The sequence below is a fragment of the Sphingomonas sp. LT1P40 genome (genome assembly GCF_036663835.1).
Lineage (GTDB): Bacteria > Pseudomonadota > Alphaproteobacteria > Sphingomonadales > Sphingomonadaceae > Sphingomonas.
This window is the reverse complement of the sequence record NZ_JAXOJT010000001.1, coordinates 1,878,101-1,900,915: the sequence shown is the minus strand read 5'-3', so window position 1 is coordinate 1,900,915 and position 22,815 is coordinate 1,878,101. Positions and strand designations below refer to the sequence as shown.

At 64.9% G+C, this 22,815-nt stretch carries 16 protein-coding genes and 1 tRNA gene; 9 read left to right on the top strand and 8 right to left on the bottom strand.

What is annotated here, in order from left to right:
- Positions 1 to 4: 4 nt before the first annotated feature.
- Together U1702_RS09475 and U1702_RS09470 are read right to left on the bottom strand one after the other, a co-directional pair.
- A complete protein-coding gene (locus U1702_RS09475) occupies positions 5 to 4,615 on the bottom strand; it encodes an NAD-glutamate dehydrogenase domain-containing protein (RefSeq protein WP_332723769.1) in 4,611 nt (1,536 codons plus the stop codon).
- Between the two features lie 122 nt (positions 4,616 to 4,737).
- A complete protein-coding gene (locus U1702_RS09470; protein WP_332723768.1) occupies positions 4,738 to 6,033 on the bottom strand; it encodes a PAS domain-containing protein in 1,296 nt (431 codons plus the stop codon).
- A gap of 165 nt (positions 6,034 to 6,198) precedes the next feature.
- Here U1702_RS09470 and U1702_RS09465 point away from each other — a divergent pair.
- Positions 6,199 to 6,274, top strand: a tRNA-Thr gene (locus U1702_RS09465).
- Between the two features lie 74 nt (positions 6,275 to 6,348).
- On the opposite strand, the gene U1702_RS09460 is transcribed toward U1702_RS09465, so the two are convergent.
- Positions 6,349 to 7,626 carry a Xaa-Pro dipeptidase gene (locus U1702_RS09460; RefSeq protein ID WP_332723767.1) on the bottom strand — a complete coding sequence of 426 codons (1,278 nt, stop codon included), beginning with the start codon at positions 7,624 to 7,626 and terminating at the stop codon, positions 6,349 to 6,351.
- A gap of 68 nt (positions 7,627 to 7,694) precedes the next feature.
- Between U1702_RS09460 and U1702_RS09455 the strand changes: the two genes are divergently transcribed.
- Positions 7,695 to 9,089: a M20/M25/M40 family metallo-hydrolase gene (locus U1702_RS09455; RefSeq protein WP_332723766.1), complete on the top strand. Its 1,395-nt coding sequence runs from the start codon at positions 7,695 to 7,697 to the stop codon at positions 9,087 to 9,089.
- A 148-nt stretch (positions 9,090 to 9,237) separates the two neighbouring features.
- Here the strand turns inward: U1702_RS09455 and U1702_RS09450 are convergent, their stop codons facing one another.
- Positions 9,238 to 9,831 carry a TetR/AcrR family transcriptional regulator gene (locus U1702_RS09450; RefSeq protein ID WP_332723765.1) on the bottom strand — a complete coding sequence of 198 codons (594 nt, stop codon included), beginning with the start codon at positions 9,829 to 9,831 and terminating at the stop codon, positions 9,238 to 9,240.
- 77 nt (positions 9,832 to 9,908) lie between these two features.
- On the opposite strand from U1702_RS09450, the gene U1702_RS09445 reads away from it, so the two are divergent.
- Both U1702_RS09445 and U1702_RS09440 read left to right on the top strand, forming a co-directional pair.
- Positions 9,909 to 11,090: an aromatic ring-hydroxylating oxygenase subunit alpha gene (locus tag U1702_RS09445; protein ID WP_332723764.1), complete on the top strand. Its 1,182-nt coding sequence runs from the start codon at positions 9,909 to 9,911 to the stop codon at positions 11,088 to 11,090.
- An 18-nt stretch (positions 11,091 to 11,108) separates the two neighbouring features.
- The gene (locus U1702_RS09440) at positions 11,109 to 12,716 is read left to right on the top strand and encodes a phytoene desaturase family protein (protein ID WP_332723763.1); all 1,608 of its coding nucleotides are present in this window, start codon (positions 11,109 to 11,111) and stop codon (positions 12,714 to 12,716) included.
- Positions 12,717 to 12,990: 274 nt separating this feature from the next.
- Here the strand turns inward: U1702_RS09440 and U1702_RS09435 are convergent, their stop codons facing one another.
- From U1702_RS09435 to U1702_RS09425, 3 genes are all read right to left on the bottom strand, one after another.
- A complete protein-coding gene (locus tag U1702_RS09435; protein WP_332723762.1) occupies positions 12,991 to 14,256 on the bottom strand; it encodes an amino acid permease in 1,266 nt (421 codons plus the stop codon).
- A gap of 48 nt (positions 14,257 to 14,304) precedes the next feature.
- Positions 14,305 to 16,659, bottom strand: a complete 2,355-nt coding sequence (locus U1702_RS09430) for a TonB-dependent receptor (RefSeq protein WP_332723761.1) — start codon at positions 16,657 to 16,659, stop codon at positions 14,305 to 14,307.
- 121 nt (positions 16,660 to 16,780) lie between these two features.
- A complete protein-coding gene (locus U1702_RS09425) occupies positions 16,781 to 18,544 on the bottom strand; it encodes a tetratricopeptide repeat-containing sulfotransferase family protein (RefSeq protein WP_332723760.1) in 1,764 nt (587 codons plus the stop codon).
- Positions 18,545 to 18,784: 240 nt separating this feature from the next.
- Here U1702_RS09425 and U1702_RS09420 point away from each other — a divergent pair, with 240 nt between their 5' ends.
- From U1702_RS09420 to U1702_RS09400, 5 genes are all read left to right on the top strand, one after another.
- Positions 18,785 to 19,894, top strand: coding sequence for a diguanylate cyclase domain-containing protein (locus U1702_RS09420; protein WP_332723759.1), 1,110 nt, complete (start codon positions 18,785 to 18,787; stop codon positions 19,892 to 19,894).
- A 136-nt stretch (positions 19,895 to 20,030) separates the two neighbouring features.
- On the top strand, positions 20,031 to 20,222 hold the full coding sequence (locus U1702_RS09415; RefSeq protein ID WP_332723758.1) for a hypothetical protein: 192 nt from the start codon (positions 20,031 to 20,033) through the stop codon (positions 20,220 to 20,222).
- Positions 20,198 to 20,473 carry a hypothetical protein gene (locus tag U1702_RS09410; RefSeq protein WP_332723757.1) on the top strand — a complete coding sequence of 92 codons (276 nt, stop codon included), beginning with the start codon at positions 20,198 to 20,200 and terminating at the stop codon, positions 20,471 to 20,473. Before U1702_RS09415 ends, U1702_RS09410 begins: the two co-directional genes overlap by 25 nt.
- A gap of 60 nt (positions 20,474 to 20,533) precedes the next feature.
- Entirely contained in the window at positions 20,534 to 21,283 is a 750-nt protein-coding gene (locus tag U1702_RS09405) for an NUDIX hydrolase (protein WP_332723756.1), read from the top strand.
- A gap of 13 nt (positions 21,284 to 21,296) precedes the next feature.
- A complete protein-coding gene (locus tag U1702_RS09400) occupies positions 21,297 to 22,028 on the top strand; it encodes an extensin-like domain-containing protein (protein WP_332723755.1) in 732 nt (243 codons plus the stop codon).
- A 23-nt stretch (positions 22,029 to 22,051) separates the two neighbouring features.
- On the opposite strand, the gene U1702_RS09395 is transcribed toward U1702_RS09400, so the two are convergent.
- Positions 22,052 to 22,597: a hypothetical protein gene (locus tag U1702_RS09395; protein ID WP_332723754.1), complete on the bottom strand. Its 546-nt coding sequence runs from the start codon at positions 22,595 to 22,597 to the stop codon at positions 22,052 to 22,054.
- Positions 22,598 to 22,815 lie beyond the last annotated feature (218 nt).

The following is a 22,815-nucleotide window of genomic DNA, read 5'->3' as shown; positions in this document are numbered from 1 at the left end:
ATTGTCAGCGTCCCAAAAGTACGCGCGCCTGTCCCGCGATCTGCGCCAGCATCGCGGCATTGGGTGCCGGTGCCTTGCGCGCGCGATCCACCACTGCGGCGAACTGGGCGACGCGCGGTGCCTGTTCGGCGAGCCAGGAGCCGACTGCGGCGCGTGGATCGTCGCCCGTGCTGCGAGCCAGAAATTCGAGGCGCAACTGCTGAAAATCGCGGGCGAGACCGGCGATCAGCAGGCGTTCCCACGGATCGCCCGCGACGACGCGGGCCGCCACCGCCTGTGCCCAGTCGAGACCTAGGGCCTGACCCAGTTGCGTGAACGCGTGGGTCAGTTCGGTTTCGTCGATGCCGCGCCGCTGGCCAAGATCGGCGAGGCCGACCGCGCCGTCGAGCTCGAAGATGCGGACGATCTTGACGACCAGATCGTGCGGCGCGCCGGCTTCCTCCAGCCGCATGGCGATGCGGCCCGATTGCGCGCGCGCCTCTTCCTTGAGCAGCTTCTTGGCTTGCCGGTCGAGCGCAGCGATGCCGGGTTTGAGGCGCGCGATGACCTCCGCCGGGGAGTCGCCGGGGCGGCATACGCGCAACAGATCGGCGATTTGCGAACGCGTGGCGACGGCGACTTCCTCGAGCAGGGCGATGCGCGCGCTTTCGCTCATCGCGCCGGTCTCAATCGCTTCCCACAGCGGCTGGAGACCGAACAGGCGTTCAGCGACGACGAACATCATGGCGATGTCGCGCAGCGATGCGCCTTCCTCCTCAGCCAGCTCGAACGGGTGGAGCACGCCGAGCCGGTTGACGATGCGGTTGGCGAGCTTGGTCGCCACGATCTCACCGCGCAGCCGGTGTTCCTCGATCGCCTTGCGGAACTTCTTCTGCATGGCTGTCGGGAAAGCGGCGATCAAATCGGGTTCGAGCTCGGGGTCGAGGCCGAGGCCGCCGTCCTCGATCGCGTCCTGCAGCGCCAGTTTCGACGTGGCGAGCAGTACCGCCAACTCGGGCCGGGTCAGGCCGCGACCCTCCTGCGCACGGCGCAAGAAATCCTCGTTGGTCGCCAGCCCCTCGACCGCGCGGTCGAGGCGGCCGGAGCTCTCGAGGATTTCGGTGAGGCGCACGAAGCTGGGCACGGCGACCGCGCCGTCATTTTCGAGGAAGGAGAGCGCGAGCGTCTGGAGGCGGTTATCCTCAAGCACCAGATGCGCGACATCGTCGGTCATCGACACCAGCAGCGTGTTGCGATCCTCGATCTTCAAGCGGTTCTCGATCACCTCGCGGTTGAGCGCGATCTTGATGTTAACCTCGTTATCCGAGCAATCGACGCCCGCCGAATTGTCGATGAAGTCGGTGTTGATGCGTCCGCCGCGCAGCGAGAAGGAAATGCGCGCGGCTTGGGTGACGCCCAGGTTTGCGCCCTCGCCAATGGCCTTGGCACGCAGTTCTTCGGCATTGACGCGCAGCCGGTCGTTGGCGGGATCGCCGACTTCGACATGCGCTTCGGCGGCAGCCTTCACATAGGTGCCGATGCCGCCGAACCAGATCAGGTCGGCGGGTGCCTTCAGGATCGCCGAGATCAGCGCGCCGGGTTCCATCTCGCTCGCTTCGATGCCGAGCACTTCGCGGATCTGCGGCGACAGCTTGATGATCTTTTCGGTGCGCGAGTAAATGCCGCCGCCCTTCGAGATCAGGCCGGGATCGTAATCGGCCCAGCTGGAGCGGGGGAGCGCAAACATGCGGTTGCGCTCTTCCCAGCTGGCAGCGGGATCGGGCGCGGGGTCGAGGAAGATGTGGCGGTGGTCGAACGCGGCGACCAGCTTCAGCGCCTTTGACAGCAGCATGCCGTTGCCGAAGACGTCGCCCGACATGTCGCCGCAACCGACGACATTGATCGGCTGCGTCTGAACGTCGACGCCCATTTCCAGGAAGTGGCGTTGGACCGAAATCCACGCGCCCTTGGCAGTGATGCCCATCGCCTTGTGATCGTAACCAACCGATCCGCCGCTGGCGAAGGCGTCGCCCAGCCAGAAATTGCGGTCGATGGCGATGGCGTTGGCAACGTCGCTGAAGGTCGCCGTGCCCTTGTCCGCCGCGACGACGAAATAGGGGTCTTCGCCGTCATGGATGACGACGCTGTCAGGATGCACGACCGCGCCCGACACGATGTTGTCGGTGATCGACAGCAACGACCGGATAAAAATGCGGTAGCTTTCCTTGCCCTCCTCGAACCAAGCGTCGCGGTCGAGTGCGGGGCTGGGCAGGTTCTTGGGATAGAAGCCGCCCTTGGCCCCGGTGGGGACGATGACGGCATTCTTGACGCGCTGGGCCTTCATCAGCCCGAGAATTTCGGTGCGGAAATCGTCGCGGCGGTCGGACCAGCGCAAGCCACCGCGGGCGACAGGGCCGGCGCGCAGGTGAATGCCCTCGACGCGAGGGGAGTACACCCAGATTTCACGCCACGGCAGCGGGGCGGGGAGGCCGGGGACAAGCGCGCTGTCCATCTTGAACGCGAGCGCTTCGGCGGCGGCGGGGGCGAAGGCGTTGGTGCGCAGCGTGGCGCGGATAACCCCATAAAGCGCGCGCAGGATGCGGTCGTCGTCGATCGCGGAAACGTCGTCGAGTCCGGCGGCGATAGCGGCGTCGGCAGCCTTGACCGCGTCGATACTGCCGTCCGTGCGCGCGGGATCATGCGCGGCGGCGAAGCGATCGACCAAAGCGGCGGCGACGGCGGGGGCGCGGCGTAAAGCCTCGACCACCGTAACCAGACCATAGGACAGGCCGGTCTGGCGCAGGTAACGGAACCACGCGCGCAGCAACACGACCGAGGCGGGGGCGATGCCGGATTCGACGATGAGACGGTTGAAGGCGTCGTTTTCGGCAGCGCCTTCAAGCACCGCCGCGATGGCGTCTTCGACCACCGCGACTTCGCCCTTGAGCTTGCCGGTCAGCGTGACCTCGAAATCATGGATATAGGCGGCGGGGTCGCCGGGGAGGACGGTCGGGATTTCCTCGATCACACGGAAGCCGAAATTTTCGAACACCGGCACCGCGTCCGACAGCGGCAGCGGGCCGCCGAGGCGATAGAGCTTGATGCGCAGGCTGTCGCCGGAATCGAAGATGCGAACCGAACGGGCATCGGTGTCGCCAAGCCCGGCGATGCGGACGATATCGCGCGCCGCCTCCTCCGGCGTACTGGAATTGCGGTAACCGAACGGGAAGGCGGCGGCGTAGCGCAGTGCCAGCCGGGCGGCGCGAGTAGGTGCCAAGCCGCTTTCCGCCAGTGCGGATTCAACGGCAGGCAACCAGCCGCGCACCATGCGTTCGAGTTCGATATCGAGCGCGGCGGCATCGGGCATCCGCCCTTCGCCGCGCAGATCGAGCGTGTAGCGCAGCAATGCGACCGGGCCATCGTCAAGGTCGATCGACCAGCTGAGCTGGCTGGCATTGGCATTGCGTTCCAGCATTTCGCCGATGGCGACGCGGCGGCCGGTGGAAACATCGTCGCGCGGCAGCCACACGAACGCGAACAGATGCCGGCCCAGCGTGCTGCGGATCAGCACCAGTTTCGGGCGAGGGCGGTCGGTCACCGACATGGCGGTCAACGCGATCGCCTCCAGCGCCTCGGGTTGAAACGCGGTGGTCAGGTCGTGCGGCAAGCCGGTCAGCGCGTGCGCCAGCGCCTTGCCCGTATGGCCGCGCGGATCGAAGCCGAATTTCGATTCGAGCGCGGCGATGCGCGAACGCAGCACCGGTACTTCCTCCGGCGTCGAATGCAGCGCGGCGCTGGTCCACAGCCCGGCATGGATCGACAGGCCGGTGATCGTACCCCCGTCACGCAGCGGTATGATGATCAGATCGAGCGGCGCGCGGCGATGGACGGTGGAAATGACGTTGGACTTCAGCAACAGCGGTGGCTGACCGCCCTTGTCGAACCAGTCGAGTGCGAGCTGGCGCGACCCTTCCGCCAGCAACGGCATATCGAGGTCGGCGCGACAAATGCCGGACGGTTCGGTGATGCTGCCGTCGCGGTGCCAGTTCTCATGCCCGACCAACGTCATGCTGCCGCCCTGGAACCAGCGCAGCAGCGATGCGCCCTCCGGATCGCCGACGCGGTTGGTGTCCTCGCTCATCGCGCGGCGCAATTCCGGCCAGTCGGTGACGGCGGCACGGACATGGCGAAGGTTGCGTTCGAGATCGCGGACGAGGCCGGTGCGGTCGCGGGCGTCGGCGCGCTCCAGTTCCATATAGACCATCGATTCGCGCATTCCGCCGCTTCCGATGCCCGCGAGCGATCCGTCGCCGGATCGCTCAACCGCGACCACTGGATGAATCACGCGCCGAATCGCGATGTCGTGCGCGGCGATGGTGGCGGAGATCGAATCGACCAGGAACGGCATGTCGTCATTGACGATGGCGAGGCGCATGGCGCGACCGTCTTCATTCAGGCCGGTTTCCAGCGCGATGCCGGGGGTGCCGGGGGCGCGGGTGGCGGCGGCCTCCGCCACAAAGCGGGCGGCGGCGGCGCGCGCGGCGTCGTCGAAGCCTTCAAGCTCTCCGGGGAGTGCACCATCGGTAAGCCGGGTCTTCAGAGCCTCGGCAAGCGACTTGATCGGGGTCTTGCTCATCGTGCCGCGCTATGCGCCTGTGCGCGCGAAGGCTCAAGGCTTGCTGCATCGCACCGTAACATTTGAGACTAAATTGCGGTGAAGTCGCTTGTGCCGTCACAAAGCTGCGTCGCGCTGTAGGTTCAAGCCGCCGCCTTGCGCACTGCTCGCTCGGCCAGCGCGGTGTCGTCGTCGAGATTGGCGACGACCTCCAGCATGCCGTCGGTTCCGGCTCGCGCGAGCAGGACCACGAATTCATGGTCGCCCGCCGCGATCTCGACATGACCGAGCGAGGGGCGCAACCGCAATTCCTCGCGTGCACGCTCGAACAGATCGGGCTGGACAGCGGGCTTGCGCAGCGCGCGTTCGGCCTTGACCACCGCCTTGATCCCGCCGGGTGCGGCAGTGAGGAAGGCGTCGAGGCTGCCTTCCGGTACTTCGTTACGCTGCGCATGGCTGAGCACGGCGGCGAATTCGGTGAGGCGGGTCTTGTCATAGCCGGTGCCGAAAACGAGCTTGGCCGCCGCCGTCATCGGCGCGCGTGCCTGGACCGTGATGTCGGCGTCGGCAAGCAGCACGGCATAGCTGTCGGCATCGGTGTCGGCGGCGCAGGCGAAATCATAAGCACGGGACAGTGCGCGATAGAGCGACGAGCGGCTGCGCGTATCGGCGGCGCGGGCGGCGGCGGCGCTTTCGCGCGCGAGCATCAGACGGGCGGCGAGCGTTTCCGGGACCGTGGTGACGTCGTCATGCGGCACCAGGTCATGCTCGAACGCGGGTTCAGGCACGTCGGCGCTGATCCCGGCGCTGGGGCCGTCGGCCCATACCGGCGTGGCGCTGGTCGGCAGCGGGACGGCGCGGCGGGCCGCCTCGACCTCACGCTCCAGCCGTGCCTGGGTCTCGGCATCGACCATTTCCTTCCAGTTGATGACGCCATAGATGAAATCGATGGCATCCTCGTCCGAGGAATAGGGCATCAGGATGCCGCGATAGAGGGTGTTGTGGCCGCGTTGCCCGACGAATTCGGCCTCGAAGCCGATCGGTGCGCGGTTGGCGATGATCTGAAGATAATGGTCCGTGAGCCGCGACAGCAAAGAACGGCTGGGCACTTCGCCGACATGGACAATGTCGGCACCGACGCCGCATTCCTCGCGCAGCGAACGGCCGAGATAGCGAATTGCCGGGTTCTCGATTCCGCCCGAAAAGTCGAGCAGCACGCTGTGCGGGCCGAAATCGATAATGCTTTCGGGATCGAGATCTTCGATCGCCGGATAGGCGCGACCGCGCAGCAGCGACACCCAATGATTATACGCGCGCACATGCATGCGCCGCTCATCGGTGCCGATATCGAGCCGGTGTTCGTTGACGCCGGAATCGTCCGCTTCGGTGTCATCCGGGCCGGTATCGAGGCGGTCGTCGAGTCCGCGGGCGGTATCCATGCACATGCTCCACTAAGGGCCATTGCCCTTGAACATCTGCGAGTCTGCGCATGCCATGGTAAATGTTGCGTAAAGGCGCGGTGCATCTCAACGCTTCGGCAACGCTTGTCAGCTAACAAAGAGGCTGTTAAGCGCCGCCACCTTCCCCGGCGGCGCGCCGGGTATGCCGCTTTAGCTCAGTTGGTAGAGCATCGCATTCGTAATGCGGGGGTCACAGGTTCGAGTCCTGTAAGCGGCACCATTTCATGTTGAGAATCATGCAAGCCGCAGAAATGCGCGGGATGCGGCGCGGTTTTCGCGTTTTCTGCGATGATTTCAGCGCACCACGACACCGCTTTTCATCACCGCCGCCACATCCTCGAGCACACCGATATCGGCCAGCGGATCGCCGGCTACGGCGACCATGTCTGCGAACCGTCCCGGGGTAATGGCACCGATATCCTTTTCCCAGCGCAGCGCCTGTGCGGCGACGGTCGTGGCGGACTGGATCGCCTGCATCGGCGTCATGCCATAGCGGACCATATAGGCGAATTGCCGAGCGTTCTGGCCGTGCGGATAGACGCCGGCGTCGGTGCCATAGGCGATCTTCACCCCCGCCTTTACCGCCGCGCGAAAGCCGACGCGCTGCGCGTCGGTGGTTTCCAGATTCTTGCGCAGATATTCGGCGGGCCAACCCGCCTTGCGGCCTTCGGTGTCGATATAGTCGCCATTATAGATGTCCATGACCAGCCACGCGCCCTTGGCCTTGGCGAGCGCGATCCCATCGGCATCGATCAGGCTGGCATGTTCGATCGAGCGAACGCCCTCGCGCAGCGCGACCTTGATCGCCTCGGCCCCGTGCGCGTGCGCGGTAACGTAGCCGCCGTTCGCGCGGGTTTCCTCGACGGCAGCGCGGATCTGTTCGACGGACAGTTCCAGCCGACCCGGCTCGCTGCCCACCGCCAGCACTGCGCCGCTGGCGATCAGCTTGATCGAATCGACGCGCTTCTGGAGCAGGAAGCGGACGTTGCGGCGGACATCGTCGGGGGTCGCGGACACGCCGAAGCGCATGTCGGAGGGCACGCCGACATCGGGCGCGAAGCCGGTGATGTCGCCGCCGCCGCCGGGCACGGTGATGTATGCGCCGACGACGTTCATGCGCGGACCCGGCACCCAACCGGCGTTGATTGCATCGCGCAGGGCGACATCGGTCAGGCCGCGATAAGCGCCGACGTCATGGACGGTGGTGAAGCCGGCACGCAGCGTCGCGCGCGCATTGTCTGCCCCCTTCAGCGCCGCCTCTGCCGCCGAATGCATCAGCACCGATCCGGGGTTCGAGTCGGCGAAGTCGGCGAGATGGGTGTGCATGTCGATCAGGCCGGGCAGGACGGTGAGTTTCGACCAGTCGGTCACCGGGCCATCGCTCGGCGCGCCAGTCCACGGGCCGACCGCGACGATGCGTTCGTCCCGGATCGTAATAAGCTGGTCGGTGCGGACTGCGTCCGTCAGCACGTCGATCAGCTTGCCCGCATGGACATAACTGGTCTGCGCCGCTGCAGGCGTGGCGAGAAGCAGGAGGAAGGCCGTGACGCAGTAAATGAATCGTGCTGTCATCTGGCTTCCCCGTTGACCTGTCGTCGGACGCGGCTAGTTTTACAGTCGTGTAACAAGGGAGCAAGGGCATGAAGCGCATCGCAATGACGGCCATTTTCGCGGTCGCGCTCGCCACACCCGCCGTCGCACAGGACAAGTCAGTAGCAGGCGAGGCGCAGGCGCTCGACGTGCTAAAGCGCAGCATCGGTTTCCGCACCGTGGCCGGAGCGGGCAACCAGACCTTTGAATATGCGACCTACCTCAAATCGGTGCTGGTCGCAGGCGGGTTCGCTCCGGAAGATATCATCATCGAGAAGGTGGGCGACACGGCCTGGCTCGCGGCGCGCTATCGCGGGACGGGCAAGGCGAAGGGCGGCGCCAAGCCGATCCTCATCTCCGCGCATATGGATGTGGTGGAGGCCAAACCGGCCGATTGGGAGCGCGATCCGTTCACCGCCGTGGTCGAGAAAGGCTTCGTCTGGGGACGCGGGTCGAGCGACAACAAGGCCGATCTGTCGATCATGGTTGCCACGCTGATCCAGCTGAAGGCGAAGGGCTTCAAGCCCGGCCGCGACATCGTAATGCTGCTGTCGGGCGACGAAGAGACGAGCATGAAGACGACGGCGATGCTCGCGGCGAAGTATGACCAGGCCGAATTGCTGCTCAATATCGACGGCGGCGGCGGCAAATATGCCGAGGATGGCAAGCCGGAAGTGTTCGGGTTGCAGGGTGCGGAGAAGACCTATGCCGATTTCGAGCTGGGCTTTACCGATCCCGGCGGCCATTCGAGCGCGCCGGATGCGACCAACCCGATCTATTCGCTGGCCCGCGCGCTGGAAAAGATCGAGGCGTATAAATTCCCCGGCCAGCTGAACGAGATCACCAAAGCATCGCTGCTGGCGGCCGCCGACCAGACCGGCGGGGCGAAAGGAGAGGCGATGCGGCGCTTTGTTGCGAACCCCGCTGACCCGGAGGCGCTCAAGGTGCTGCGCGCCGACCCGGCCTATGTCGGGCAGGTCGGCACCACCTGCGTTGCGACGATGGCGAGTGCGGGGCATGCGCCCAATGCGCTGCCGCAGCGGGCGAGCGCCAATGTGAACTGTCGCATCTTTCCCGGCGTGAAGGTCGCCGATGTGATGGCCAAGCTGGCCGAGGTGGCGGGCGATCCGGCGATGACGATCCGCGAGATCGGGAGCGGGTCGGTCGCCAGCGACGCTTCGCCGCTGCGTCCCGATTTGATGAAGGTCGTGACGAAGGCGATCCATGCGCGCTTCCCCGGCGTGCCGGTGGTGCCGAGCATGTCGGCGGGTGCGACCGATTCGATGCATTTCCGCGCGCGCGGCGTGCCGAGCTATGGGGTCAGCCCGGGGTTCATGAAGACGTCGGACTCATTCGCGCATGGTCTGAACGAGCGCACGCCGGTGAGCGAGATCGGGCCGTCGATCGTGTTTTTCGAGACGGTGTTGCGGGAGTTAGCGAAGTAATCTTTAGCCCCTCCCGCTTTCGCGGGAGGGGTTGGGGAGGGTCTCCTTCTTTCTTTTCATGCGGCGAGGTTCAAGAAGAAGGCCCTCACCCAACCCTCTCCCGCGAAGAGCGGGAGAGGGCTAAGAATAAGGAGAGAATAAGCGACCCTTAGTCCAGCAGCTTGGCGATCCAGCGTTCGGCGGCGGCGCTGGCCTCCTCGGGCGTGAACGTGCCGGGGGCGAGGCACAGCTCCAGCCACAGGCCGTCGACCAGTGCGGTCATCGCCACCGCATTCATCCGCGTGTCGGCACGCGCGACGCCGCATTCGGCCAGCAACCGCTCCAGCCCTTGCAGATATTCGGCATAGACCTGGCGGTGCATCGCCTCCATCCGCGCGTTCGATCGCGTCAGGCTCCAAAAGGCGATCCAGGTAGCGAGCAAACCGCCATCGGCGATTGGGGCGCGAAAACTCGCGGTGACATAAGCCATCAGCCGTGCGCGGGCGTCGGTTCCGGCCGAATCCACCGCCGCTTGCAATGCTGCGTCCACGACATCGCCGGTCCAGGCATAGGTTTCGGCGATCAGCGCATCGATGCCGTCGAAATAATGCCGCAGCAGCCCCGGCGAGACAGCGGCTTCCGCGCAGATCGTGCGCACCGACACGCCGGCCGCACCGCGATCGGCGAGGACGCGCGCGGTGGCTTCGATCAGGCTCTGGCGGCGCGCATCGGGTTCGGCGCGGCGAAAGGCGGGGCTGGTCATGTCCTTCCCATAGCAGATGCGGGTTGCGTTGCACGTGCCCCTGTTATACGATCGTACAACAACATCGGGAGCCACCCATGGCCCATCGCTTCGCGGACGCTGCGGGGACCGACCCCGACGACAATCTGAGCCTGCCCGGATGGCTCTATACCGACCCCGAATATTTCGAGGTCGAGGTCGATCGCGTTATCCGCCCGTCATGGCAGATCGTCTGCCACGAGAGCGATATCGCGGGCGCGGGCGACTATCATACGCTGGATTATATCGGCGAGAGCGTGATCGCCATTCGTGGGCAGGACGGGTTGATCCGCGCCTTTGCCAATGTCTGTCGCCACCGCGCGATGCGGCTGGTCGATGGGCCGAGCGGGTGCGCGAAGAAGCTGATCTGCCCCTATCACGCCTGGTCGTATGAGACCGACGGGCGGCTGACCGGCGTGCCGATGCGCGGCGATTATTCAACCCTGGAGCTGAAGGACAATGGTCTGGCCCCGGTCGAGGTCGAAGTGTGGCAGGGGTTCGTGTTTGTTCGGCTGGAGGATCGCGGTGGGCCTTCGGTGGCGGCGATGATGGCGCCCTATGATGCCGAGATCGCGCCGTACCGGTTCGCTGACATGCGCACGATCAGTCCCGTCAAGCTGCGCGACCGCGAGGTGAACTGGAAGAATGTCGGCGACAATTATTCCGACGGGCTGCACATCCCGGTCGCGCACGCCGGCCTCACCCGGCTGTTCGGCAAGAGCTATGGAATCGAGGCGCAGCCCTGGGTCGACAAGATGTCGGGCTATCTGGCCGACAGCCCGCGCTCGAATTTCTGGGAAGCAGTCTATCAGAAGTATCTGCCGCGCGTGGAGCATCTGCCCGACAGCCATCAGCGGCTGTGGCTCTATTATAAATTGTGGCCGAACCAGGCGTTCGACATTTACGCCGACCAGATCGATTTCATGCAGTGGCTGCCGACCGGGCCGAACAGCTGCGTGCTGCGCGAAATGGCGTTCGCGCTGCCGGGTGCGGATCGCACGATGAAGCTGGTCCGCTATGCCAATTGGCGGATCAACCGCGTGGTCAATGCCGAGGATACCTGGCTCATCACCAACGTGCAGCGCGGCATGGCGTCGAAAAGCTACACGGTCGGGCCGATCGGCGACAGCGAGGTGTGCCTGCGCAGCTTTGCACGAAAGATTCGCGGGCTGATCCCGGAGGCGCGGCTGCACCGTGCGCCGGCACCGGGGTGGTCGCGGCGGCCGCGCGGCATTGATTGATCTGAGGGGCGGGAAAGCATGACCAAAAGATACGACGCACTCATCATCGGTGGCGGGCATAACGGACTGGTCTGCGCCTTTTATCTCGCGCGCGCGGGGCTGAAGGTCCGGGTGCTCGAACGGCGCGGGATCGTCGGCGGCGCTGCGGTGACCGAGGAATTCCATCCCGGTTTCCGCAACTCGACCGCCAGCTACACGGTCAGCCTGTTGCGGCCCAAGGTCATCAAGGACATGCGGCTGCACGAGCGCGGCTGGCGGATTATCGAGCGGACGATCAGCAATTTCTTTCCGCATGAAGGCGGCTATCTGAAGCTGGGCGGTGGCACCGCGCGGACGCAGGCGGAGTTTGCGCGCTTCTCGCAGAAGGACGCCGAGACCTTCCCGAAATATGAGGAAGCGCTGGAGCGGGTGGCCGAGGTGCTGCGCGACATGGCGCTGAAGACGCCACCCAATGCCGGGGGCGGGCTGCGTGCGCTGCTGGCGGCGGCGGTTCAGGGCAAGCGGCTGGCGGGGATGGATATCGAGGCGCAGCGCGACGTGATGGACCTGTTCGTCAAATCGGCGCGCGGGTTTCTCGACGGCTGGTACGAACATCCGTTCATCCAGGCCGCGTTCGGCTTCGACGCGGTCGTCGGCAATTATGCCAGCCCGGACACGCCGGGGTCGGCCTATGTGCTGCTCCACCATGTGTTCGGCGAGATCAACGGCAAGAAGGGCATGTGGGGCCACAGCGTCGGCGGGATGGGCGCGATCACGCAATATATGGCCGAGGCGTGTGTCGAGGCTGGCGTCGAGATCAGCGTGGACGCACCGGTTGCGAAGGTGCTGGTGGATGGCAGCAAGGTCGCGGGCGTGCGGCTGGAGAGCGGCGAGGAGATCGTCGCAGATATCGTGTCGGCCAATGTCGGGCCGGCGTTGCTGTATCGCCAACTGATCGATCGCGCTGACCTCGCGCCAGCGTTCGCGCGGCGGATGGACGGGTTCAAGGCCGGATCGGGCACGTTCCGCATGAACGTCGCGTTGTCCGAACTCCCCGATTTCACCGTGCTGCCCGGCAAGGAAAAAGCCGAGCATCACACCGCCGGGATCATCATCTCGCCAACGCTGGACTATATGGACAAGGCGTTCATCGACGCGAAGGCCAAGGGCTGGTCGGACGAACCGATCGTCGAGATGAAGCTGCCGACCAGCGTCGACGATAGCCTAGCGCCGCCGGGGATGCACATCGCGTCGCTGTTCTGCCAGCAATTCGCGCCGGTACTGCCTGACGGTCGGTCGTGGGACGACGAGCGCGAAAAGGCGGCGGATGTCATTATCGATACGGTCACGAAGCACGCGCCCAATTTCCGCAAGGCGATCATTGCGACGCAAATCCATTCGCCGCTCGATCTGGAGCGCAAGTTCGGGCTGATCGGCGGCGATATCATGCACGGCCATATGTCGCTGGATCAGCTTTGGGCGGCACGCCCGATGCTGGGCCACGGCGATTATCGCGGGCCGATCAAGGGGCTTTATATGTGCGGATCGGGCACGCACCCCGGCGGCGGCGTCACCGGCGCGCCGGGGCATAATGCGGCGCATGAGATATTGCGGGACCGGTCAGTGTTGAGGCGGTTGTTTGGGTAAACTGGTGGGAGGGTGTGGTTACGCTCCACTCCCCGAAGGGCGGGATTTACAGTCCCGCTGCCAGAACTACTGGCTTTACCCTCCCGAATACAAGTTCGGGGCGAGCGCGCTTAGCGACCGGATATGCTGGAATTTAGCTGAAATATTTCACGCAAGATCGCCCCATATCCGGGGCGCGCAACATCGCCCCGTCAGATGACGCGGTAATATCGATAGCTGGTGGCGCGGACGATGTTCATAGCGGGGCGGCCAATGCCACCGTGTTACCGCAGCGTCAAGTCGCTCGCCGCGCCCACCAGTATAACGGCACCGCCGTCAGCATCAGCGCGAGGCTCCATGCGCTTGCCTCGATCCCCGCGCCCCACAGCGCCCACAGGCAGAAGGGCAAAGCGAGCGCGGCGGGGACTGGCGCCACGCGGCGCACCAGGCCGGCGACGCAAATTGCGAGGTAGAACCAGAGTGCCGACGATGTGGTCAGCAGGATCGCAAACTCCAGCGCTTTGCTGAGACTCCGATCGGCGGTGGAGGCGACCAGTAGCGTGGCGAGGATGCTCGCCAATATTAGCCCCACCACCGGCGCATCCTTTGAATTGACCCGGCCGAACCACGACGGCAACAGCCCCGCGCGCGCCATGCCCAGCGGCAACTCGCCTTGCACCAGCACCCAGCAATTGAGCGCACCAATCGCGGAGATCGCGGCGAACGCAGCGATGAACTTGCCCGCTCCGCTCCCCAAATAGGTCTCGACGAACAGTGCGAACGGCGCGGTCGATCCGGCAACCTTGTCGGCAGGAAGGCCGAATGCAATGCCCGTGCTCACGACGATATAAAGCAGCCCGACCAGTGCCGTGCCGATCATCGTCGCGCGCAGCACGTTGCGTGCCGGATCCCTGACGCGCGAGGCAATCAGCCCCGCCGCTTCAAAGCCGACCAGCGGGAATAGCGTCAGCGTCACCGCCGCGGTCAGCCCGCCATAGCCCGGTCCGGTGCCGGGCCAGACCGGTGCGCTCGCCCGACCCGATCCGGCGAGCCACAGCACGATCCCGATCACGACGATCAGCGGGATGAGCTTCAGCACGGTCGTCACGACCTGAATCCGCCCCGCCAGGCGAGCCCCTGCCATGTTGGTCAGGGTGAACAGCCAGATCAGCGCGGCCGTCGCAATCGCGCTGTTGAGCGGCGATGCCACGAACCACGGCTCCAGCACCCCCAGATAGCCGACTGCCGATCCGGCAATCGCCGCCACCGCGGTCCAGTTGGAAATCCAGTAGCTCCACCCGACCAACGCGCCTGTGGCGGGTCCCAAGACTGCGCCGGTCACCGCAACCGCGCCCGTCTGGTCGGGGATCGCCCGATTGAGCATGGCCATCACATAGCCGATGGCGAGCGCGCCGGAGATGCTGATGACCCACGCAATGACCGCGATCCAGCCATAGGGCGCGATCAGCGCGGGCAGCTGAAATATGCCCGCGCCGATCATCCCGCCGACCACCATCGCGGTCGCGGTCCAGATGCCAAACGGTCGCTTGTCCGCGCTCATCTCTATCCCCCGCGCCGAGAATGGCCCGGTGGGGCGGTGGCGTAAATCCTAGAAGTCCTTGCCGACCTTGATGCCGATGGTTCGCGGCTGGATCGGGTAATTATAGAGCGTCCCGCCGCACGTGCCGACGCCGCATTGCGCAGTGCGATAGACCCCGGCAACGACGTCGAACGCATTGCGCAAATAGACATCGACTTTTAGACCGGCGACCTCACCCCCGGCCGAGAAGTCGAAGGTGCCATAGCCCTTTTGCGTGCCGAACGCGGCGCGCGCCGCGGTGCGCAGGTCGAACACAACCTCGCTTTGATAGACGAACGCGCCCTGAACATAGGCTTTGGCATCGCCGCCCACCGGCATTTCGTAGCGGACCTGCGCGTTGCCCTTGAACTTCGGCGTGATCGGCAGTCGCGTGCCCGCAGGGGCCAGCTCGACATTGCCCGGCCCGGTACAGGTCGCCATGCCTGAGATCAGGCAATAGGGTCCGACCAGCTTGGCGTCGTTATATGCGCCGGAGACCGAGAAGGTCAGACCCGGTGCCGGACGACCGGCAAACTCGACCTCAACGCCGCGCACGCGGGCATTGCCGGCATTCTTGATCTCGGTCAGCCCGTTGGCACCGAGATAGGAGAATTGCATATTGGTCCAGTCGAGCTGGTACACTGCGCCGTTGAAGCGCAGCGGCCCGAAGTTCGTTTTCCAGCCAATCTCATAATTGTCGATAAAGTCGGCACCGAATGGCGGCAGCGTGCCGCGCCGGTTGATGCCACCGGGTCGGAAACCGCGCGAAGCGGTGGCATAGAGCATGACGTCGTCGACCGGTCGGTAGGTCAGGTTGATCTTGTGGATGAAGCCCCAATCCTCCGACACCTTGTCGAGGTTGGTGCACGGGCTGCCCGCGACCACGGAAGGCGCGAAACACGCCGCCTCGCCGGTCCCGCTCGAGAAGCCTGCGCCATAGCCGAAGAAGCCGACCAGCGAATTCTTGTACTTGAACACGCGCGTTCCGAGCGTCGCGCTGACCTTTGGCGAAATATCGACGGTCAGATCGCCGAACACGGCATAGTCGCGATCGACGCGATATTGCTTGGTCAGCCAGATCGTGTCGGTCCAGCCGGGCACTTCATAAGCGTCCGCAAAGCCCGGAATCTTGTAGACCTGCTGAATATTATGCGTCTGGCGCTGATAAAAGCCGCCGAAGATCAGCCGGGCCGGACCGCTTTCCCAGTTGAAGCGCAGCTCGTGGCTTTGCTTGGTAAAGGCGTCGCGGCCCTCGAACAGCTGGTTCGAGATCGGATTGCCGGCGTTGTCGACATAATAAGCACCATAACCGAACAGCGCGTCGTAATAATAGGCATAGTCCGAATAGTCGTTGGCGCTGGTCACCAATCGGTCGAGATAGGTGCCGGCATAGGTGACGTCGAAGCTACCGATCTTGCCCTCGATCGTCAGCCCGGCCTGAATCCATTTGTCGCGCGAGGATTCGGGATTGTACTGCTGAACCTTGTACGCGCCCAGACCGAGTTCATAGGCGAAGGTGCCCTGAGTCTTCTGCACCTGTCCCATCACCTGCGGGGTCACGGTCCAGCTGTCGTCGAGGTCGATCTTCAGCGCGGCGCGGCCGCCATAGATTTCGACTTCGTTATAGTCATCCTCGACAAAGGCGGTGTTGGTTACCGTGTTGGTGCCGGGGATGTCGCCGCCGGGGCTGAGCGTCGGGAAGACGCGCGTGCCCGGGATGTTGTCGATGAAACCGGCCTTTTTCTCGTACCAGCCGACGACGCGCAGCGCGATGTTGCTGCTGACGGGTAAGTTGACGAAGCCTTCGCCGACATAGCCGATGCCGCCATCCGCGACGAAGTTCACCTCGCCGGCCGCCGATCCGTAAAAGCCGCTGGTGTCCGGCTTGTTGGTGATGATGCGAACGGTGCCGGCCTGCGAGCTGGCACCGTAAAGCGTGCCCTGCGGTCCGGCCAGCGCCTCGATCCGTGCGATGTCATAGACATGGATGTCAAGCGCGCCCTGAATCGTGGTGATCGGCGCTTCGTCGAGATAGGTGCCGACGCTGGGCAACTGGCCCGAATGGTTGATCGTCTCGCCCGAGGCGATGCCGCGGAAGTACACGGCCGACGCGCCGGGGCCGGCGGTCTGATAGGATAGCGACGGCAAATAGCGGGCATAATCGTCGAAGTCGGAAACGTTGAGCTGTTCAAGCTTCTCGGTCCCGATCGCGGTGATCGAGAGCGGGACGTCCTGGAGGTTCTGCTCACGCTTTTGCGCGGTGACGATGATCTCGTCGTCATCGTCAGGCGGTGCGCTTTGCGCCAGCGCCGTTGCCGGGACCATTGCGGTAGAGGCGAGAAGCCCCGCCATCCAGAGCGATTTCGACACCACAGTAGCGGTCATCACACGGCCCCCCGTTAAGCTGTGTTACAAAGCTGTTACGCTACCGTTATGCTGTCAAGCGGATTCTTGTGCGACGCACAACACAACTATACGATCGTACAGAACCTGTTGCGCGCCTGCATCAACGCTGCCGCAGCACCGGCTCCAGCGCGGTTTCAAGCGGCCCCAGCCACGGCGCGAAATGCCGCCATTGTTCGACCGCGTCGGCATAGATCGGTTGGCGGACTTGCTCGGCGCTTGGCGTTCGCACCGCCCGTTCGGTGCGGTGGAAGGCGAGACAGGCGGGGTCGAATTCCAGCGCGAGATAATCGAGCAGACGGCGCACCTGGCCCTCCAGATCCGCGACAAGTTCCTCATAAAGGACGCGGTGGACATGGCCGGGGAGCGCACGGTCGATCGTGTCCATCATGCCGACATAGTCGCTGTAATAGCGGCCGAGTTCGGTCAGGTCGTAACTGAACGCCTGACCCCGTGCGAAATGCTGTTTGAAGCAGGAGAAACAGCACGCCATCGGATGCCGCCGCACATCTACGATTTTCGCATGCGGCAGGATCAGCCGGATCAGCCCGACATGCGCGAAATTATTGGGCAGCTTATCGATGAAATAGGGGCGATCGGTCTTGCGCTGAATGCGCGTCGCCTCGAGATATTCGCGGCCGAGCGCGGTGCGTTCTTCGACGCTCAGGTCGGCGAGAATTTCGGGATATTGCGTTGTCTCGCCCTTGCGTTTGCGGCCGGCCAGCTTGCGCGCGATGGCGGGCAGGTCGGGCAGTTCCATGGTGCCCTCGACCAGCGGATGACTGGAGAGGATCTGTTCGACCAGCGTCGATCCCGATCGTTGCAATCCGACGATGAAGATCGGGTCGGGCGCGGGATCGCCCCCCGGCCGCGCCGCGAAGAAATCCGGGGTGAACAGCGCTTCGCCGCGACGACGCTGATCGCTCAGTTCTTCGGGATCATACTCAATCAGCGCGCGCCGCTGACGATTGCCCGCCGCATAATGGGAGAAGGACGCGGCGTAGTCGCCAGCATCCTCGAGCGCCTTGCCCAGCGCGAACTCAAAATGAAAGCGATCGTCGGGGGTCAGCGCGGCACCGGCGAGCTGCGCTTCGATCGCTGCGATATCGTCCGTCGTGAAGCGGAATGTCTTGAGGTTGGCGAGGCTCCACCAGCTTTCGCCCAGCGTGGGAAGCTGTTCGATGCTCGTCCGGTACGCTGCGATGCTGTCGGGCACGCGACCGACCGTCTTGAGCGCATGGCCAAGGCTCATCCAGACCTTGGGCTGGCGCGGAAGCTCGGCCAGCACGGCGCGATAAATATCGATCGCGGCGTCGTAATCGCCGATCCGCACCAGTAGCGCGGCCTTGAGATTGCGATAGGCGGGGTTGCGCGCGTCCTCGTGGAGCAATTGCTCGACATGGGCGAGCGATTCCTCCGATCGCGCCTGCCGGTGCAGCACGACGGCGAGGTTATGGCGCGCCGGGGTGAAGGCGGGCGCCAGCTCCAGCGCGCGCACCAGCAGCTTCTCCGCATCGCCATATCGCCCCAGCCGGGTCGCCAGTTCGCCGAGCATGCGGATCGCGGCGACGTCGGTGGGCTGCGCCTTGAGTCGCGCGCGGAGCAGCGGTTCGGCGATGCCCAGTTCGTCGCGGCGCAACGCTTCCGCCGCCGTGACCAGATCGGGGTCGCCGGTCGATGCCTTGAGCGCACGCAAATGCGCCGCGCCGCCCGCTATGGCGTCGCCTGCCGCATGCCACAAGTCGGCGATCGCTCGCCATGCGGTGGGGGAGGGTGCCAATGCTTCGGCGCTACGTAGCTGGGACCGGGCGGCAGCTGTATTGCCGTCGGCGATCTGCTGGCGGGCGTCGCGCAACAGGGTCCGCAAGTGACCAGGCAACGCGCTCAACGATGCTTTCCCCGGCTGGGCTGCATTCCGCTTTCACATGCGCATGCGGGATCGGCGATCATCAGCGGAAACGCGGGCCAAACATGTTCTCGCATATGAGCATGCGTAGCGCAGGCAACATGCTCAGTCTAACCCGAACGCTCCTCCAATCGATACGCCACCATAACGTTAACCTCCTGAATGGCATGAAGGTGCCGGATCGCAGGAGGAAGCCGCGCGGTGGTTGAACGTGCGCAGAAGTTGAATGACGTGGTCTATGTCGAACTGGTGCGCAGCCTGTTCGCTACTCCGCTGGCCCCGCTGATTATGTCGTCCGTGTTCACGCTGGCGTTCGTGCTGATCGGCACGCGCCATCTGGACGCGGTCCATATCGCCACCGGTGTCGCCGGGATCGCGGCCAGTCTGGCGCGGTTGGTGACGGTGGGATGGTATCGGCGCGAGGCGCTTTCGGATAATCTTGCCCCGTTGCGCGCGCGGTTGATCGAGCGGCGCTTTGCCGTGACCTATCTCGCCTTTGCCGCCTGTCTGGGGGTGTTCGGCGCGCGCGTCTTTACGCTCGCACTGCCCGAGGCGCATGTCCTCGCGGTGTGTGTGATGGTCGGCTATTGCGCGGGTGCGGCGGCCGGCGTGGGGCTGCGTCCGGGCATTGCCATCCCGAGCATGTTGCTGGCGATCGGCCCGACGATCGTGATCGCGGCGATAAAGGGCGACATACTCTATCTGGGCATGAGCATCGCGGCGGCGGCATTGCTGGCGGGCGGCGCCCAGAATGTGATCGCGCGAAACCGCACGACGATGGCCGAAATCGGCAAGCGCGTGACCTTTGCCTCGCTGGCGCGACAGGACGGGCTGACGGCGTTGCCTAACCGACTGGGCCTGCGCGAATGGTTCGAGGCGGCATTCACGCTGGGGCCTGACACTGGCGCGATCGCCGTCCATTATCTCGATCTCGATGGGTTCAAGCCGGTCAACGACCGTTACGGCCACCCGGTGGGCGACGCGTTGCTGGGGGCGGTGGGCGAGCGATTGTCCGACGCACTGCGGCCTGCGGACATAGCCGCGCGGCTGGGCGGGGACGAGTTCGCCATCATCCAGAGCGGATTGCGGCGGAGCGAAGAGTCCGAACTGCTCGCCCAGCGTCTTGTCGCCACGCTGCGGCGACCGTTCACGATCGGCGGGCATGTCATCGAAATCTCGACCTGTATCGGCACCGTCATCGCCACCGATCGCACCCGCGATCTGGAGCAGTTGCTGATGGAGGCCGATCAGGCGCTGTACCGGGCGAAACGGCGCGGGCGCGGCAGTGTCGAGCAAAGCGCCGCCGCGTAGGATGGCTATCGCGGTAATGGCGCCACAATTGATCCACTGTGGATCGAACTAACCCACTCAAAATACAAGCCGTTTCGGATATGCAACGGCGGTACTTCGCAGACCGCGCCAGAACCGATCAAATCCCGGTCTGCGAATGCGGGCGCATTTTCCGGATGAGAGCGTCGATCTGATCTACCTCGACCCGCCGTTCAACTCCAATGCCAACTATAACATCCTGTTCCGCTCGCCGACCGGTGCGGAGTCCGATGCGCAGGTCGCGGCGTTCGAGGACACATGGGCGGCGAGCATGTCGGCGTGGGCATGGTGCGAGACCTGCATTCGGTGATGGAGCGGGAAAAGGCACCGATCGGGGTGATCGTCAGCCGCTCGCAACCCTCTGGTCCGATGTTGCGCGAGGCGGCGGCGGTGGGGCGGTTTCATTCGGAGGCGACCGGCAAGAGCTATGCGCGGCTGCAGATTTTGACGGTGGACGAACTGTTCTGTGGGCGGCGGCCGGATATCCCGCTGATCGATAGCGGCGCAGCGTTTCGCAATGCCCCGCGCGAGGCGACGGAGGCGCAGGAGAAACTGTTTTAAGCGCGTCGTAGCGGTGGATGCGCTTTCAAAGCTGTCGCCCGCCCCCTAAGTCCTGTCGCAATGACCGATACGCCAGCCCCGCCGATCCCCGCCGCGACTTTGGTGGTGATGCGCGAGCGAGCCGCCGGACCGCCCGAATTGCTGATTGTCGAGCGGTCCGCCGCGATGCGCTTTGCCGGTGGGGCTTTGGTGTTTCCCGGCGGGCGAGTCGATCCGGGGGACAAGGCGCTGGCGGCGCGGTATCCGGGCGATCCCGACGACATTGCCGCGCGCATCGCCGCGATCCGCGAGACGATCGAGGAAGCGGGGCTGGCGATCGGGGTGCGTGGAGACCTCGACATCGAACGCGCGCGGGCGGCGCTCTATGCGGGCGAAGCGCCAGGCGTCGTGCTGGCGGGATGCGATCTCGATCTGGAAGCGCTGGTGCCGTTTGCGCGGTGGCTCCCGCATTCGGGTGTGGCGCATCGGGTATTCGACACGCGATTCTATCTGGCGCGCTGGCCGGAGGGGGCGGGGGAGCCGGTGGCCGACGGGAACGAGAGCGCCAAGCTGTTCTGGGCGACGGCGCAGCAGGTGCTCGACGATGCCGATGCGGGGCGGGTGCGGATCATCTTTCCGACGCGGCGCAATCTGGAACGGCTGGCGCAATATGGCAGCTTCGCCGAGGCGGTGGCGGATGCGCGGGCGCACGCGGTCCAGACGATCACGCCCTGGGCCGAGCAACGCGCCGGGGTTGAGCATCTGTGCATCCCCGAGGGGCTGGGTTACCCGGTAACCTCTCAGCCGATCGAGGCGGCGCTGCGGGCATGAGAACGGGGCGCGCATGAAGATCGTGCGGCACGGGGCGGGGGCGATCGTGGTTGCCGGGCTGCTGCTGACGCTGGCGTTGCTGCTCTATGCGCTGGCGAAGAACCGGCCGCAGGACTTGCCCTGGACCGACCTCGATCTGGGGCAGCCGGTGGGGCTGTTCACGGGGCGGAAACTGGCCGGGCTGACCGGAGATTTTCCGGCGTGTCGGGCAGTGCTGGACAAGGCCGGGGTGCGCTACACGGTGTTGCCAGAGCGACGTGAGGGTGGCGAATGTGGCTATGCCGATGCGGTGCGGTTCGCGGCGGGCGGGCCACGGCGGATCGGGTTTGCGCCCGCCGATCTGGGCGTGTCGTGCCCGGTCGCGGCGGCGCTGACGGCGTGGGAATGGGAGGTGGTGCAACCGGCAGCTCAGCGCATATTGGGCCAGCGGGTGGCGGAGATCGAGCATTTCGGCAGCTATAACTGCCGCCGGATGTATAATCGTGAGGGTGCCAGCTGGAGCGAGCATTCGACGGCCGACGCGGTGGATATCGCGGCGTTCCGGTTGGTCGACGGCACGCGGATCACGGTCGTCGGCGACTGGGCGGGGGATGACAAGCAAGCGCGCTTCCTGCGAGCGGTGCGGGACGATGCATGCGGGGTGTTCGCAACCGTGCTGTCGCCGGACTATAACGCGGCGCACCGCGACCATTTCCATTTCGACCAGGCATCGCGCGGCGAAATGGGGTGGCGGGCCTGCCGCTAGGGCAGGCCCGCCGGGAAAAACGCTTAGGCGGCGTTCGCTTCGACCTTTTCGACCCATTGCGGGAAGAAGACGGGCTGGCGGTTGGACCAGCCGGAGGCGGTTGCTGCGGCTTCGCTGATCGACTGGAGCAGCTTGCGGCGCAGGTCCGGATGAAGATGCGGGAGCGCGGCGGCGGCGCAGAACGCGGCGGGCAGCCATGGACGCGCCTCGGCACCGATCAGGCGCTCATAGAGAAAGCGATAGGCCGAGAAGCTGGTCAGCCGACCCTGTCCCAGATCGAAGGCGGAGATCGTGACGAGCGGGGCCATGAACGGCTCCATCGCGTCCAGACCGCTGTCGTCGGGCATCAGTGCGCGGATCTCGGGAATGCGGTCGTACATGTGCGCCTGGGCACGGATGCTGGCGGTCTCGACGGTGTCGCGCGACCAGAGTTCCATCGCGTCGTGGCGATCCAGCCCGACATCGAGCGAGCGGCGGATATAGCGCTGCGTCGCCGCGGCGAATCCTGCGAATTCCTTCATCTCGGCGAGGGTCATTGCCCCTTCAGCCGGCTTGCTCCTTGCACTCATCGTCCCACACTCCCACCCCGGATAATTCCCCTTCACTGCGAACGTGCCACAGGATGGTTAACATCATCCTGAACCCCGCGTCGTCCGCCGTTCAGCATCGAATCATAGTTAGTGTTGCGTTGCAACATGCGTTGCGACGAGTGGAATTGTTGCAGATGAAACCAAAGGCGGGCGCGTCATTTCGGCAACAAGGCCGGTTTGCGGACGTTGAACATGAA